The 13018-nt window shown below is 50.1% G+C and carries 13 protein-coding genes, 1 rRNA gene and 1 riboswitch; all 14 genes read left to right on the top strand.

Features of this window, described 5'->3' with window-relative positions; all coding sequences use genetic code 11:
• Positions 1-121 precede the first annotated feature (121 nt).
• The 14 genes from rrf (at position 122) to purH (ending at position 13004) form a co-directional block, all read left to right on the top strand.
• Positions 122-237 (top strand): 5S ribosomal RNA (rrf, locus tag QMA09_RS11840).
• Between the two features lie 316 nt (positions 238-553).
• Positions 554-1096, top strand: a complete 543-nt coding sequence (locus QMA09_RS11835) for a DUF2179 domain-containing protein (protein WP_290213264.1) — start codon at positions 554-556, stop codon at positions 1094-1096.
• Positions 1093-1281 carry an NETI motif-containing protein gene (locus tag QMA09_RS11830; RefSeq protein ID WP_290213263.1) on the top strand — a complete coding sequence of 63 codons (189 nt, stop codon included), beginning with the start codon at positions 1093-1095 and terminating at the stop codon, positions 1279-1281. Before QMA09_RS11835 ends, QMA09_RS11830 begins: the two co-directional genes overlap by 4 nt.
• A gap of 85 nt (positions 1282-1366) precedes the next feature.
• Positions 1367-1466, top strand: a riboswitch (purine riboswitch).
• Between the two features lie 140 nt (positions 1467-1606).
• On the top strand, positions 1607-2095 hold the full coding sequence (gene purE / locus QMA09_RS11825; protein WP_290213262.1) for a 5-(carboxyamino)imidazole ribonucleotide mutase: 489 nt from the start codon (positions 1607-1609) through the stop codon (positions 2093-2095).
• Positions 2092-3216: a 5-(carboxyamino)imidazole ribonucleotide synthase gene (purK, locus tag QMA09_RS11820; RefSeq protein WP_290213261.1), complete on the top strand. Its 1125-nt coding sequence runs from the start codon at positions 2092-2094 to the stop codon at positions 3214-3216. Before purE ends, purK begins: the two co-directional genes overlap by 4 nt.
• Before the next feature lie 16 nt (positions 3217-3232).
• Entirely contained in the window at positions 3233-4528 is a 1296-nt protein-coding gene (gene purB, locus QMA09_RS11815; protein WP_290213260.1) for an adenylosuccinate lyase, read from the top strand.
• Positions 4529-4543: 15 nt separating this feature from the next.
• A complete protein-coding gene (gene purC, locus QMA09_RS11810) occupies positions 4544-5260 on the top strand; it encodes a phosphoribosylaminoimidazolesuccinocarboxamide synthase (protein WP_290213259.1) in 717 nt (238 codons plus the stop codon).
• Complete coding sequence (gene purS / locus QMA09_RS11805; RefSeq protein ID WP_290213258.1) at positions 5257-5511, top strand: phosphoribosylformylglycinamidine synthase subunit PurS; 255 nt, start codon at positions 5257-5259, stop codon at positions 5509-5511. The genes purC and purS overlap by 4 nt, the downstream gene beginning before the upstream one ends.
• Entirely contained in the window at positions 5508-6191 is a 684-nt protein-coding gene (gene purQ / locus QMA09_RS11800) for a phosphoribosylformylglycinamidine synthase subunit PurQ (protein WP_290213257.1), read from the top strand. Before purS ends, purQ begins: the two co-directional genes overlap by 4 nt.
• Positions 6175-8403 (top strand): phosphoribosylformylglycinamidine synthase subunit PurL, encoded by a 2229-nt coding sequence (gene purL, locus QMA09_RS11795; RefSeq protein WP_290213256.1) that lies wholly within the window; start codon positions 6175-6177, stop codon positions 8401-8403. Before purQ ends, purL begins: the two co-directional genes overlap by 17 nt.
• The gene (gene purF / locus QMA09_RS11790; RefSeq protein WP_135505810.1) at positions 8379-9800 is read left to right on the top strand and encodes an amidophosphoribosyltransferase; all 1422 of its coding nucleotides are present in this window, start codon (positions 8379-8381) and stop codon (positions 9798-9800) included. Before purL ends, purF begins: the two co-directional genes overlap by 25 nt.
• 12 nt (positions 9801-9812) lie before the next feature.
• Positions 9813-10874 carry a phosphoribosylformylglycinamidine cyclo-ligase gene (gene purM, locus QMA09_RS11785; RefSeq protein ID WP_290213255.1) on the top strand — a complete coding sequence of 354 codons (1062 nt, stop codon included), beginning with the start codon at positions 9813-9815 and terminating at the stop codon, positions 10872-10874.
• Positions 10864-11436: a phosphoribosylglycinamide formyltransferase gene (gene purN / locus QMA09_RS11780; RefSeq protein ID WP_290213254.1), complete on the top strand. Its 573-nt coding sequence runs from the start codon at positions 10864-10866 to the stop codon at positions 11434-11436. Before purM ends, purN begins: the two co-directional genes overlap by 11 nt.
• Positions 11437-11468: 32 nt before the next feature.
• A complete protein-coding gene (gene purH / locus QMA09_RS11775) occupies positions 11469-13004 on the top strand; it encodes a bifunctional phosphoribosylaminoimidazolecarboxamide formyltransferase/IMP cyclohydrolase (RefSeq protein ID WP_290213253.1) in 1536 nt (511 codons plus the stop codon).
• Positions 13005-13018 lie beyond the last annotated feature (14 nt).

The following is a 13018-nucleotide window of genomic DNA, read 5'->3' as shown; positions in this document are numbered from 1 at the left end:
TGTGCAGCTGACGAATACTAATCGATCGAGGACTTAACCAATACAACCGTGGGCAGGAATTGCCCGTTTCGTTTCAATGTCGAGTATCCAGTTTTGAGGGCGCAAGCGCTCAAAAACATAGTCCAGTGATGATGGCAAAGAGGCCACACCCGTTCCCATCCCGAACACGGAAGTTAAGCTCTTTTGCGCCGATGGTAGTTGGGGGTTTCCCCCTGTGAGAGTAGGACGTCGCTGGTCTATGAAAGAAAAACCGTTGCCTTAACCGGCAACGGTTTTTTTGTGCGTCCAGAAGAAATTTCGGCTCGCCATGCTCCATTCAATAGGAAGCACAACAAAATAAAAACCTTCTATATTATTGCCATTTCATCCTAAAAAACTAAATGCTTCTAAAAAGCGAGTACCTGCAACAAGTCCTTTTTAGATTTCCTTTATTACAAAAACATTAAGTCTTTTCTGAAAAAGGAAGAAACTGAACTTGAGTCTTGCATTCACGAATAAATTCTAATAGTATGAAACATAAATCTTTAATAAGAATTTAGAAAGGATGGGGCAATTGGATTTCAACCCTTGGCTGATGATCTTTATCATCTTTATGATAAATGTCATATATGTTTCAATTTCGACAATCCGCATAATCCTTACTTTAAAAGGCCATCGGTATTTTGCAGCATTCATCAGCATGTTTGAGACTGTCATTTACATCGTCGGATTGGGATTAGTGCTTGATAACCTGGACCAAATCCAAAACCTTGTTGCTTATGCGCTTGGCTACGGCTCGGGCGTAATAGTGGGTTCAAAGATCGAAGAGAAAATGGCGTTGGGCTATATTATGGTCAATGTCACGACTATGCAAGAAAGCAATTTCCTATCCAATATCCTGCGTGAAAAAGGATACGGCGTTACCAACTGGGAGGCTACGGGCAGAGATGGCGGCCGCCAGACGATGCAAATCCTTACGCCTCGGAAAATGGAAACGAAACTTTACGACACCATCAAGGAAATCGATCCCAAAGCGTTCATGATGTCCTATGAACCGAAAAATATCCACGGCGGTTTTTGGGTCAAATCAGTACGGAAAGGGAAGCTGTTTAAATGACAAAAAAGACTGTATGGTTCGAGCTTCGCGAGGGCGAAACGATCACGGATTGCCTCGAACGAATGAAAGAACAAGGATACGCTGCAGTTGGGCGCAAAGAAGAGCCCCTTTTCGAGGAAATCAATGGCAAACCAGTTCCGATTAGGCAAATTGTTAAGTTTAAAGGATCATGGATAACAGAATAGCAAAATACAATAGAGAAAACCGAACAATTTAAATTTACACCAAGTAATCGTTCGACTTTAGGATTGACTCGTTTCAGTTATCTTGTTATGATTATTGAGGATACCCCATATATGCAGAGGAATTGGCCTCTGCGTTTCTACCAGGACACCGGAATGTCTGGACTATGCGGGAAAGCAACTTACGGAGACTTGGCGAAGGATGTGCGTTTTTATGCCATCATTTTTAAATTCGTTCATAATCAACAAGCCCTTAAGTAAACTGCTTTTCACGTCATGTGAGCAGTTTATTTGAGGGCTTTTATCTGTTTAAAGGAGAGGTATTTATATGAATCCGCGAATCGGCGTCATTATGGGAAGTTCAAGCGATTGGGAAACAATGAAACATGCATGCGATGTATTGGATGAATTGCGTATCAGTTACGAGAAAAAGGTGATTTCAGCTCATCGGACACCGGATTTGATGTTTTCTTATGCGGAAGAAGCAAGAGCTCGCGGATTGCATGTGATTATTGCAGGGGCAGGCGGAGCCGCCCATCTGCCGGGAATGGTCGCTGCAAAAACGACATTGCCGGTAATTGGGGTGCCGGTCCAGTCAAAAGCTTTGAATGGATTGGATTCACTGCTGTCAATCGTCCAAATGCCAGGCGGCGTTCCGGTTGCCACTGTGGCAATCGGCAAAGCGGGAGCGATAAATGCCGGATTGTTGGCGGCGCAGATTTTAGGCACGGTGGATCCGGATGCTGCCAAAGCGCTTCAAGACCGCAGAGACCGGACGCATGATGAAGTCCTGAAAAGCACAGGTGATCTCCTATGACGAAAACAATCTTGCCAGGACAGACAATCGGCATTATCGGCGGCGGGCAATTAGGCCGCATGATGGCTTTGGCCGCCAAAGAAGCCGGTTTTAAAATCGCAGTGCTAGACCCGGGCATGAATTCACCAACCGGGCAAGTTGCGGACATCGAAATCATCGCCCCTTTCAACGATTTTCAAGCATTAGAGGAATTAGCGGAAGCAAGTGACGTTATAACCTACGAATTTGAAAACATCGATGCGGGCGCATTGGAAAAATTGATGGAGCTGGCTTATATTCCACAAGGTGCTGAATTGATTCGTATCACGCAGAACCGGATTTTTGAAAAGCAGGCGATCCAAGCCGCTGGTGTTCCCATTGCGGATTACATTGCCGCTGAAAATTATGCGGAGCTGGTCGAGAAAAGCGGAGACTTGGATTATCCGTTTGTTGTAAAAACTGCGACAGGCGGTTACGATGGCAAAGGCCAACAGACGATTGCATCTGCTGAGGAGCTGCCGCTTGCGGAGCCGTTGTTTGCAAACGGTGCGTGTGTAGCGGAAGCATTCATCGATTTCACGAAAGAGATTTCGGTGATTATCCAGCGCAACGTGCACGGGGCGACCGCGATTTTGCCGATTGGCGAGAATATCCACAAGCACCACATCCTGCATGAAACGATTGTGCCGGCAAGGGCGGCGGAAGCTACCATCAGCAAGGCGCGGGAAGCAGCAGAGAAAATTGCGGGGCACCTTAACATGGTCGGAACTTTGGCTGTCGAGATGTTCGTGCTTGAAAATGGTGAGATTCTGGTCAATGAATTGGCGCCGCGCCCGCATAACTCCGGACATTATTCTATAGAAGGAACCAATATCTCGCAGTTCCATCAACACATCCGGGCAATCTGCGGCTGGCCGCTAAGAGAGCCGAAGCTATGGTCGGACACGGTGATGGTCAACGTGCTCGGGGAGCATGTCGCGCCGCTGACAACGAAAATAGCGCGCTACCCGAATTGGTCGATCCATCTATACGGCAAAGACGAAGCGAAGCACAAACGGAAGATGGGGCATGTGACCATCTTGACCGATAACTTGGAAGCAACATTGAAGGAAATAGACGAATCCGGCATATGGCCGGAATAATTGGAGGAAATGGATTATGATAGCACGTTATACACGGCCTGAAATGGGCGCGATTTGGACAGAAGAAAACCGCTATAATGCTTGGCTGGAAGTAGAAATTTTGGCTTGTGAAGCTTGGGCAGAAATCGGCGATATCCCGAAAGAGGATGTAGCAAAAATCCGTCAGAACGCCTCGTTTTCAGTAGACCGGATCTTGGAAATCGAAGAAGAGACACGCCACGATGTAGTGGCATTCACCCGTGCGGTTTCAGAAACGCTTGGCGAAGAGCGTAAATGGGTGCATTATGGATTGACTTCGACGGACGTCGTGGATACGGCGCTATCTTATTTGATCAAACAAGCGAATGTGATCATCCGCAAAGACTTGGAAAACTTCATTGAAATCCTGGCGAATAAAGCAAAAGAGCATAAAATGACGGTCATGATGGGCCGGACGCATGGTGTGCACGCAGAGCCGACGACATTCGGCTTGAAACTGGCGTTATGGCACGAAGAAATGAAACGCAACCTGGAACGTTTTGAAGCAGCTGCGGCATCAATCGAAACTGGCAAAATGTCCGGCGCTGTCGGCACTTATGCCAATATCGATCCTTTTGTTGAAGCGTATGTCTGCAAACAGCTTGGCTTAGCGGCTTCGCCGATTTCAACGCAGACACTGCAGCGTGACCGCCATGCACAGTACATGGGCACGCTGGCATTAATCGGGTCTTCAATCGAGAAATTTGCGACTGAAATCCGCGGCTTGCAAAAATCGGAAACGCGCGAAGTGGAAGAGTTTTTCGCCAAAGGGCAAAAAGGTTCTTCAGCAATGCCGCATAAACGCAATCCGATCGGTTCTGAAAATATGACGGGCCTTGCCCGCTTGATCCGCGGCTATATGATTACAGCTTACGAAAACGTCTCGCTATGGCACGAACGCGACATTTCGCATTCATCTGCAGAGCGCGTGATTTTGCCGGACGCAACAATTGCCTTGAATTACATGCTGAACCGCTTTTCGAACATCGTGAAGAATTTGACGGTGTTCCCGGACAATATGAAACGCAATATGGATTCGACACTCGGTTTGATTTATTCGCAGCGTGTGCTGCTGGCGCTGATCGACAAAGGCATGGCGCGCGAAGCGGCTTACGACACGGTCCAGCCGTGTGCGATGGAAGCGTGGGAAAACCAGACGCATTTCCGCAAGGTCGTGGAAGCGAACGAAGCCATCACTTCTCAGCTATCCAAAGAAGAACTGGACGACTGCTTCGATTACAACCATCACTTGCAGCAAGTGGACATGATTTTCAACCGACTTGGATTAAACTAAACGGGGGCTTTGAACATGGAAAAAGGTCAGCTATTGTACGAAGGCAAAGCAAAACGCTTGTACGCAACAGATGAACAAGGCATTTTATGGGTGGAATACAAAGACTCAGCGACTGCATTCAACGGCGAAAAGAAAGCGGAAATCGCCGGCAAAGGCACGTTGAACAATAAAATCACATCACTGCTTTTTGAAAAATTGCAGACGGCGGGAATCGCTTCCCACTTCGTCAAGCAATTGTCTGACCACGAACAGCTGGTACGCCAAGTGTCAATCATTCCAATTGAAGTGGTGGCACGGAACGTAGTGGCTGGCAGCATGGCAAAACGCCTCGGGCTTGAAGAAGGCACCGTCCTCAAGCAGCCGGTCGTTGAATTCTATTATAAAGATGACGCACTAGGCGATCCGCTGATTACCGAAGACCATATTCAGCTCCTCGGGCTCGCTACGCCGCAGGAAGTGCTGGAGCTTCGGGAAAAAGCATTGAAGGTCAATGATGTGCTGATCCAGTTTTTCAAAGAAGTCGGCGTGCAGCTGATCGATTTCAAGATCGAATTCGGCCGCGACGGCGATGGCGCGATTTTGCTTGCGGATGAAATTTCTCCGGATACGTGCCGCTTATGGGACATGGAAACGAAACAGAAACTTGATAAAGATGTATTTCGCCGGGACCTCGGCAATTTGACAGATGCGTATGAACTCATTTTATCCAAACTGGGAGGACAACATTCATGAAAAAAGTAAAAATCTACGTCACTTTGCGTGAAAGTGTTTTGGATCCACAAGGCTCGGCAGTAATGGGATCGCTTCATAAAATGGGCTACGGCCAAGTGGAAGATGTTCGGATCGGCAAGTACTTGGAGCTGATGATTGCAGATGGTGAAAAAGATGTCGACGCATTGGTCAACGAAATGTGCCATAGGTTATTGACGAATACGGTAATCGAGGATTACCGTTTCGAAATCGAGGAGGCTGTCTCACAATGAAATTCGCAGTAATCGTATTTCCTGGGTCCAATTGTGATTTGGATATGTACCACGCGGTCAAGGATGAACTTGGTGAAGAAGCAGAATACGTTTGGCATGATTCGACCGATTTGAGCAAATACGACGGGATTTTATTGCCGGGCGGATTTTCTTACGGCGATTACTTGCGCTGCGGCGCGATTGCACAAACTTCGGCGATTATGGGCGAAGTGAAAAAAGCGGCTGAGGCGGGGAAACCGGTTCTTGGCATTTGCAACGGTTTTCAGATTCTGACGGAAGCGGGGCTTTTGCCTGGCGTGCTTCTGCGCAATAAAAACTTGAAGTTCATGTGCCACACGGTCGGGTTGAAAGTGGAGAACGCCAATACAATGTTCACGAACCAATATACACAGGGCCAGGAAATCAGAATTCCGATCGCCCATGGCGAAGGAAATTATTACTGCGACGATGAGACGTATGAAAAATTGAAAGCGAATGATCAAATCGTCTTCACGTACGAAGATGATTTTAATGGAAGCCGCAACAATATTGCGGGAATCATCAACGAGCAAGGCAACGTGCTGGGCATGATGCCGCATCCGGAGCGGGCAGTTTCCGATTTGATCGGCGGCAGCGACGGTTTGGGATTATTTAGATCAATCGTAAAACAGTGGAGGGAATCACATGTCACTCATGCTTGAACCAAATACTGAACAAATCAAAGAACAGAAAATTTATCAGCAGATGGGCTTGTCCGATGCAGAATTCGAAATGGTGGAAACGATTCTCGGCAGAACGCCGAATTACACGGAAACCGGCTTGTTTTCTGTTATGTGGTCAGAGCATTGTTCGTATAAAAATTCAAAGCCTGTCTTGGCGAAGTTCCCGACAAAAGCGCCGCGCGTGCTGCAAGGGCCGGGCGAGGGCGCTGGCATCGTCGACATCGGCGATGGCCAGGCAGTGGTCTTCAAAATGGAATCGCATAACCACCCGTCAGCCATCGAGCCTTACCAAGGCGCGGCAACTGGCGTCGGCGGCATTATCCGCGATGTTTTCTCGATGGGCGCACGCCCGATTGCGATGCTCAACTCGCTGCGTTTTGGCGAATTGAAGACGCCGCGCGTGAAGTATCTGTTTGAAGAAGTGGTAGCTGGCATCGCTGGCTACGGCAATTGCATCGGCATCCCGACCGTCGGCGGCGAAGTCCAGTTCGACGATTGCTACGAAGGCAATCCATTGGTCAACGCAATGTGCGTCGGCTTGATCGATCACAAAGACATCCAAAAAGGCGTCGCTTCCGGCGTCGGCAATCCGGTCATGTACGTCGGTGCCAAAACAGGGCGCGACGGCATTCACGGAGCGACGTTCGCTTCCGAGGAATTGACGGATGCATCTGAAGAAAAACGCCCGGCTGTGCAAGTAGGGGATCCGTTCATGGAGAAGCTCTTGCTTGAAGCATGCCTCGAATTGGTGAAATCCGATGCACTTGTCGGCATCCAGGACATGGGAGCGGCTGGACTGACATCATCTTCAGCAGAAATGGCTTCCAAAGCAGGATCTGGCATCGAGATGGATCTTGACCATGTACCACAGCGCGAAAAAGGCATGACAGCGTACGAAATGATGTTGTCGGAATCCCAGGAGCGCATGTTGATCGTCGTGAAAAAAGGCCGTGAACCGGAAATTGTCGAGCTTTTCGAGAAATACGGTTTGGACGCGGTGACAGTCGGTACAGTAACAGATGATTCCACTTTGCGTTTAGTGCATAAAGGGGAAGTTGTTGCGGAAGTGCCGGTTGATGCGCTTGCTGAAGACGCTCCTGTCTACCACAAGCCGTCGAGCGTGCCTGCTTATTTCACCGAATACCAGCAGCTGGAAAACGTTGAACCGAAAGTGGACAACTACAGCGAAGCGTTAGTGAATTTATTGCAGCAGCCGACGATCGCGTCGAAAGAATGGGTCTACGACCAATACGATCACCAAGTGCGCACGAGCACCGTAGTAAGCCCGGGTTCGGACGCGGCAGTTATCCGCGTGCGCGGCACGAACAAAGGCTTGGCAATGACGACGGACTGCAATTCGCGCTATATCTACCTGGATCCTGAAACGGGCGGCAAAATCGCCGTGGCGGAAGCAGCGCGCAATGTTGTCGTGTCAGGCGCGAAACCGCTGGCAATCACGGATTGCCTGAATTTCGGGAATCCTGAAAAGCCGGAAATCTTCTGGCAGCTGGAAAAGGCGGCAGACGGCATGTCTGAAGCATGCACAATCTTAGATGCACCTGTAATCGGCGGCAACGTCTCTTTATATAATGAAACAAACGGCACAGCGATTTACCCGACGCCGACAATCGGCTTGGTCGGTTTAGTGGAAGACCTGAAGCATGTGACGACGCAAGACGCCAAAAAAGCCGGCGACTTGGTATACCTGGTCGGCGAAAGCTTCACGGAATTCGGCGGCAGCGAGCTGCAGAAAATGGTCGAAGGACGCATTTTCGGCAAAGCGCCAGCGATTGATTTGACAATTGAAGCAGAACGCCAGCAGCAGATTCTTGCTGCTATCCGCCAAGGGCTTGTGGCTTCTGCGCATGATGTTGCTGAAGGCGGCGTCGCCGTAGCGCTTGCAGAAAAAGCATTCGGCAAAGGGCTAGGCCTGGAAGTCGCATTGACTGGATCGCCGACAACCGCGTTGTTCAGCGAATCCCAATCCCGTTTCATCCTTACCGTTTCACCGGAAAACGCACAATCGTTCGAAGAAACCGTCACTGGCGCCAAGAAAATCGGAACAGTCACAGGAGACACGAACCTGGTGATCAAGGGCGAAGACGGTACGGCATGGATCAATGATTCAGTCGAAACGCTCCGCTCAGCTTGGAAAGGAGCAATCCCATGCTTGCTGAAATCAGAAGCTTAAACGAAGAATGCGGAGTCTTTGGAATTTGGGGCCATCCCAACGCGACACAACTCACTTATTACGGGCTTCATGCGTTGCAGCATAGAGGCCAGGAAGGTGCGGGGATCGTCTCGACTGATGGGAGTTCGCTGAAAGCGTTAAAAGGTGAAGGCATGGTCAGCGAAGTCTTCTCGCCTGAAAAGATCGAGAAAATCGCCGGCAATGCGGCAATCGGCCATGTGCGCTACGCGACAGCCGGCGGCAGTGGCATTGAAAATGTACAGCCGTTGCTTTTCAATTCAACAACTGGCAGCTTGGCGATTTCGCATAACGGCAATTTGGTCAATGCGAACCATTTGAAAAGCCACCTGGAGCGCCAAGGCAGTATTTTTCAGACAACGTCCGACACCGAAGTATTGGCGCATTTAATCAAGCGCAGCGGGTTCGAGTCGTTCGAAGAAAAAGCGAAAAATGCATTGTCGTTATTAAAAGGGGCATTTGCCTGCGTCATCTTGACGGAAGAAGCGATGTATATCGCGCTCGACCCGAATGGCCTGCGCCCGCTGTCGATCGGCAAACTGGGCGACGCCTGGGTTGTTGCATCTGAAACGTGTGCATTCGATATCGTCGGAGCGGAACACGTTCAATCGGTTGAACCGGGCGAATTCTTGATCGTCAATGACGACGGCTTGCGCGCTGAGCGTTTTGCATATCCGGAAGAACGTTCAATCTGTACGATGGAATATGTCTATTTCTCTCGTCCGGATTCCGATATCGACGGCATCAATGTCCATTCCGCCCGCAAACGCCTAGGCAAACAGCTGGCGAAAGAAGTACAGATCGATGCGGATGTCGTAACAGGCGTTCCCGATTCCAGTATTTCCGCAGCCATCGGCTATTCAGAGCAAAGCGGCATTCCGTATGAATTGGGCTTGATCAAGAACCGCTATGTCGGCCGGACCTTCATCCAGCCTTCACAGGACTTGCGCGAGCAAGGCGTTAAAATGAAACTTTCTCCGGTGCGCCAAGTCGTCAAAGGCAAACGGGTCATCATGGTGGATGACTCGATTGTCCGCGGCACGACTTCACGCCGCATCGTGAATTTATTGAAAGAAGCGGGCGCGACGGAAGTGCATGTGGTCATTTCTTCACCGCCGATCAAAAACCCGTGTTTCTATGGCATTGATATCTCCACTGCTGGCGAATTGATCGCGGCGAATAACACAGTGGAAGAAATGCGCCAGATCATCGGCGCAGATTCACTGACGTTTCTGTCGGTCGACGGCATGGTGCAGAATATCGGGCGGACGGACCCAGGTTCGAAATGCGGCCATTGCTTGGCGTGTTTCACAGGGGAATACCCGACGAATATCTATCCGGATACGGTTTTGCCGCATGAAAAAGAAAAAGTGAAATAAGGGGGAACCGGTGTGTCAAAAGCATATGAAAAAGCAGGCGTCAATATCGAAGCGGGCTATGAAGCGGTCAACCGTATGAAATCCCATGTTGAGCGCACAGCGCGCAAAGGCTTGATGGGGACATTCGGCGGTTTCGGCGGCATGTTCGATTTATCTGAATTGAAGCTGAAAGAACCGGTTCTGGTCTCCGGTACAGACGGAGTCGGCACGAAACTGAAGCTCGCTTTCATGGCTGACAAGCACGACACGATCGGCATCGACTGCGTAGCGATGTGCGTCAACGATATCGTCGCGCAAGGAGCTGAACCGTTGTTTTTCCTGGACTATATTGCAGTCGGAAAAGCGGTTCCTGAAAAAATCGAACAAATCGTCAAAGGCGTTGCGGATGGCTGCGTGCAATCCGGCGCCGCATTGATCGGCGGCGAAACGGCTGAGATGCCTGGCTTGTATGATGAAAATGAATACGACATCGCCGGTTTTGCGGTTGGTGCTGCTGAAAAAGCGAATATCGTCACCGGCGAGAAAATCCAGGCGGGCGACGTACTGATTGGGCTCGCTTCAAGCGGCATCCATTCGAACGGCTATTCATTGGTGCGCCACATCGTCTTTGAAGAAAACCATTTCCAATTGGACCAAATTATCGAAGGCTTCGAAGATTTAGGGCCGATCGGCAATGAATTGCTGAACCCGACGAAAATCTATGCGAAACCGGTGGCAGCAATCATGGCCGCGGCAGAAGTACGGGGAATGGCCCATGTCACAGGCGGCGGCTTTATCGAAAACTTGCCGCGCATGATGCCTGAGGGCTTGGGTGTTGAAATCGAGCTGGGCTCATGGCCGGTGCTGCGCATTTTCGACATGCTGCAGGAAAAAGGCAGCTTGGCTGACCGCGATTTGTATTCCGTTTTCAATATGGGCATCGGCTTTGTACTGGCGGTTGCGCCGGACCAAGCCGAGCAAGTGATGGCAGCGGCGCTCGCGAGCGGCGAACAGGCGTATCGCATCGGCACCGTATCCGCACAAACCGGCGTTCAATTTACGGGGGAACAGGACGGCACCCTCGATGGCGAATAAACCGAAAATCGCTGTTTTCGCATCTGGAAACGGCTCGAATTTCCAGGCGATTGCAGACGCAATACAAAACGGCGAACTGCATGCCGAATTGGTGCTCGTGGTGAGCGACAAGCCACAAGCTTATGTCGTTGAACGGGCGCAGAAAATGGGCATTGAGCCGTTCGCTTTTAATCCAGCAGAATACGGCTCGAAAGCCATGTACGAAGAAATGCTGAAAGGCAAGTTGTTGAACCTCGGAGTGGAATGGATCGTGCTGGCCGGCTTTATGCGGCTGATCGGCCCAATGCTGCTTTCCGCGTTTGAAAACCGCATCGTCAACATTCACCCTTCGGCATTGCCGGCTTTCCCAGGCAAAGACGCAATCGGGCAGACGCTTGCAGCCGGTGCAGAACTGGCTGGCGTGACGGTGCATTTTGTCGACGCCGGCATGGACACCGGTTCGATCATCGCACAGGAAACGTTTCCTGTAGCGGGGCGCGGCCGGGCGGAAGTGGAAGATCAGATCCACGCAATTGAACACCGTTTATATCCTGCAACTTTACAGCAATTATTCAGCCGGTGATTTCACCGGTTTTATTTTTAGGAGGACTGACAGTGAAGAAAAGGGCGTTATTGAGTGTATCGGATAAATCTGGAATATTGGAGTTTGCACAGCAGTTATCGGCAATGGGCTATGAAATCTTGTCGACAGGTGGCACGAAGCGCTTTTTGGAAGACAATGGCGTAGCGATCACGGCAGTGGACGAAATTACGAAATTCCCTGAAATCCTCGAAGGGCGCGTCAAAACGCTTCACCCGCTGATCCACGGCGGCTTGCTGGCTAAACCGGATGACAAGAGCCATCAAGTTCAAATGGAAGAAAATGGTATTTCGCCGATTGATATTGTGTGCGTTAACCTGTATCCGTTCCGCGAAACCATTTCGAAACCGGATGTGTCGGTGGATGATGCAATTGAAAACATCGACATCGGCGGACCGACAATGCTGCGTTCGGCAGCGAAAAACCACGCTTATGTAACCGTGATCGTGGATGCGTCCGACTATGCGGCAGTGCTTGAAGAATTGAACGGCCAGCAGGCGACAACGCCAGAAACACGCCGCCGCCTGGCAGCTAAAGTATTCCGCCATACAGCGGCATATGATTCCTACATTTCGAATTATTTGACGGACTTGATCGGAGAAGAATATCCGGAATCGCTGACGCTTACATATGAATTGGCGCAGCCGCTTCGCTACGGTGAAAATCCGCATCAGAAAGCGGCATTTTACCGCAATGCTATGGGTTCGGATTTCTCGATCGCCAACGCTACGCAATTGCACGGTAAAGAACTTTCTTATAATAATATCCAAGACGCCAATGCTTCGCTGCAGATCATCAAGGAATTCAGCATGCCAGCTGCAGCAGCAGTCAAGCATATGAATCCTTGCGGCGTCGGCACGGGTTCAACGATTAGTGAAGCATTCGCGAAAGCGTATGAAGCCGATTCGACATCGATTTTCGGCGGCATTGTTGCGTTGAACCGCGAAGTCGACGCTGAAACAGCGCAGACTTTGAGCTCGATTTTCCTTGAAATCGTCATCGCGCCATCGTTTTCGGACGAAGCGCTTGAAATCTTGTCGCAGAAGAAAAATATCCGTCTGCTGACAATTCCATTCGGCCATGTGAAACATGACAAATGGAACGTTACAGCTGTAGAAGGCGGTTTGCTTGTGCAGCAGCCGGACGCTTACGGCTATGAAGACGCCGATATCCATGTAGCGACGAAACGCCAGCCGAGCGAGGCTGAACTGGAAGCGCTGAAACTGGGATGGAGCGTAGTAAAGCACGTAAAATCGAATGCCATTGTGGTATGCGATTCAAATATGACCTTAGGCATTGGCGCTGGACAGATGAACCGCGTCGGGGCAGCGAAAATTGCGCTGGAGCAAGCTGGCGAAAAAGCTAACGGCGCAGTGATGGCGTCGGATGCATTTTTCCCGATGGCGGACACAGTCGAAGCGGCAGCAAAAGCAGGCATCAAAGCGATCATCCAGCCAGGCGGTTCGAAAAAGGACCAGGAATCGATCGACATGGCTGATGAATACGGCATAGCGATGGTCTTCACAGGCGTACGCCATTTCAAACATTAAGCGAGGTGTCAGAT

The organism is Planococcus sp. APC 3906, assembly GCF_030407685.1.
GTDB lineage: Bacteria > Bacillota > Bacilli > Bacillales_A > Planococcaceae > Planococcus > Planococcus koreensis.
This window is presented reverse-complemented; position numbering and strand designations above follow the sequence as displayed.

Excerpts from the sequence above, each read along its gene's own strand:
- QMA09_RS11830 (WP_290213263.1), top strand. The coding sequence starts at position 1,093 with ATGACAAAAAAGACTGTATGGTTCGAGCTTCGCGAGGGCGAAACGATC.
- purE (WP_290213262.1), top strand. The coding sequence starts at position 1,607 with ATGAATCCGCGAATCGGCGTCATTATGGGAAGTTCAAGCGATTGGGAA.
- purK (WP_290213261.1), top strand. The coding sequence starts at position 2,092 with ATGACGAAAACAATCTTGCCAGGACAGACAATCGGCATTATCGGCGGC.
- purB (WP_290213260.1), top strand. The coding sequence starts at position 3,233 with ATGATAGCACGTTATACACGGCCTGAAATGGGCGCGATTTGGACAGAA.
- purC (WP_290213259.1), top strand. The coding sequence starts at position 4,544 with ATGGAAAAAGGTCAGCTATTGTACGAAGGCAAAGCAAAACGCTTGTAC.
- purS (WP_290213258.1), top strand. The coding sequence starts at position 5,257 with ATGAAAAAAGTAAAAATCTACGTCACTTTGCGTGAAAGTGTTTTGGAT.
- purQ (WP_290213257.1), top strand. The coding sequence starts at position 5,508 with ATGAAATTCGCAGTAATCGTATTTCCTGGGTCCAATTGTGATTTGGAT.
- purL (WP_290213256.1), top strand. The coding sequence starts at position 6,175 with ATGTCACTCATGCTTGAACCAAATACTGAACAAATCAAAGAACAGAAA.
- purF (WP_135505810.1), top strand. The coding sequence starts at position 8,379 with ATGCTTGCTGAAATCAGAAGCTTAAACGAAGAATGCGGAGTCTTTGGA.
- purN (WP_290213254.1), top strand. The coding sequence starts at position 10,864 with ATGGCGAATAAACCGAAAATCGCTGTTTTCGCATCTGGAAACGGCTCG.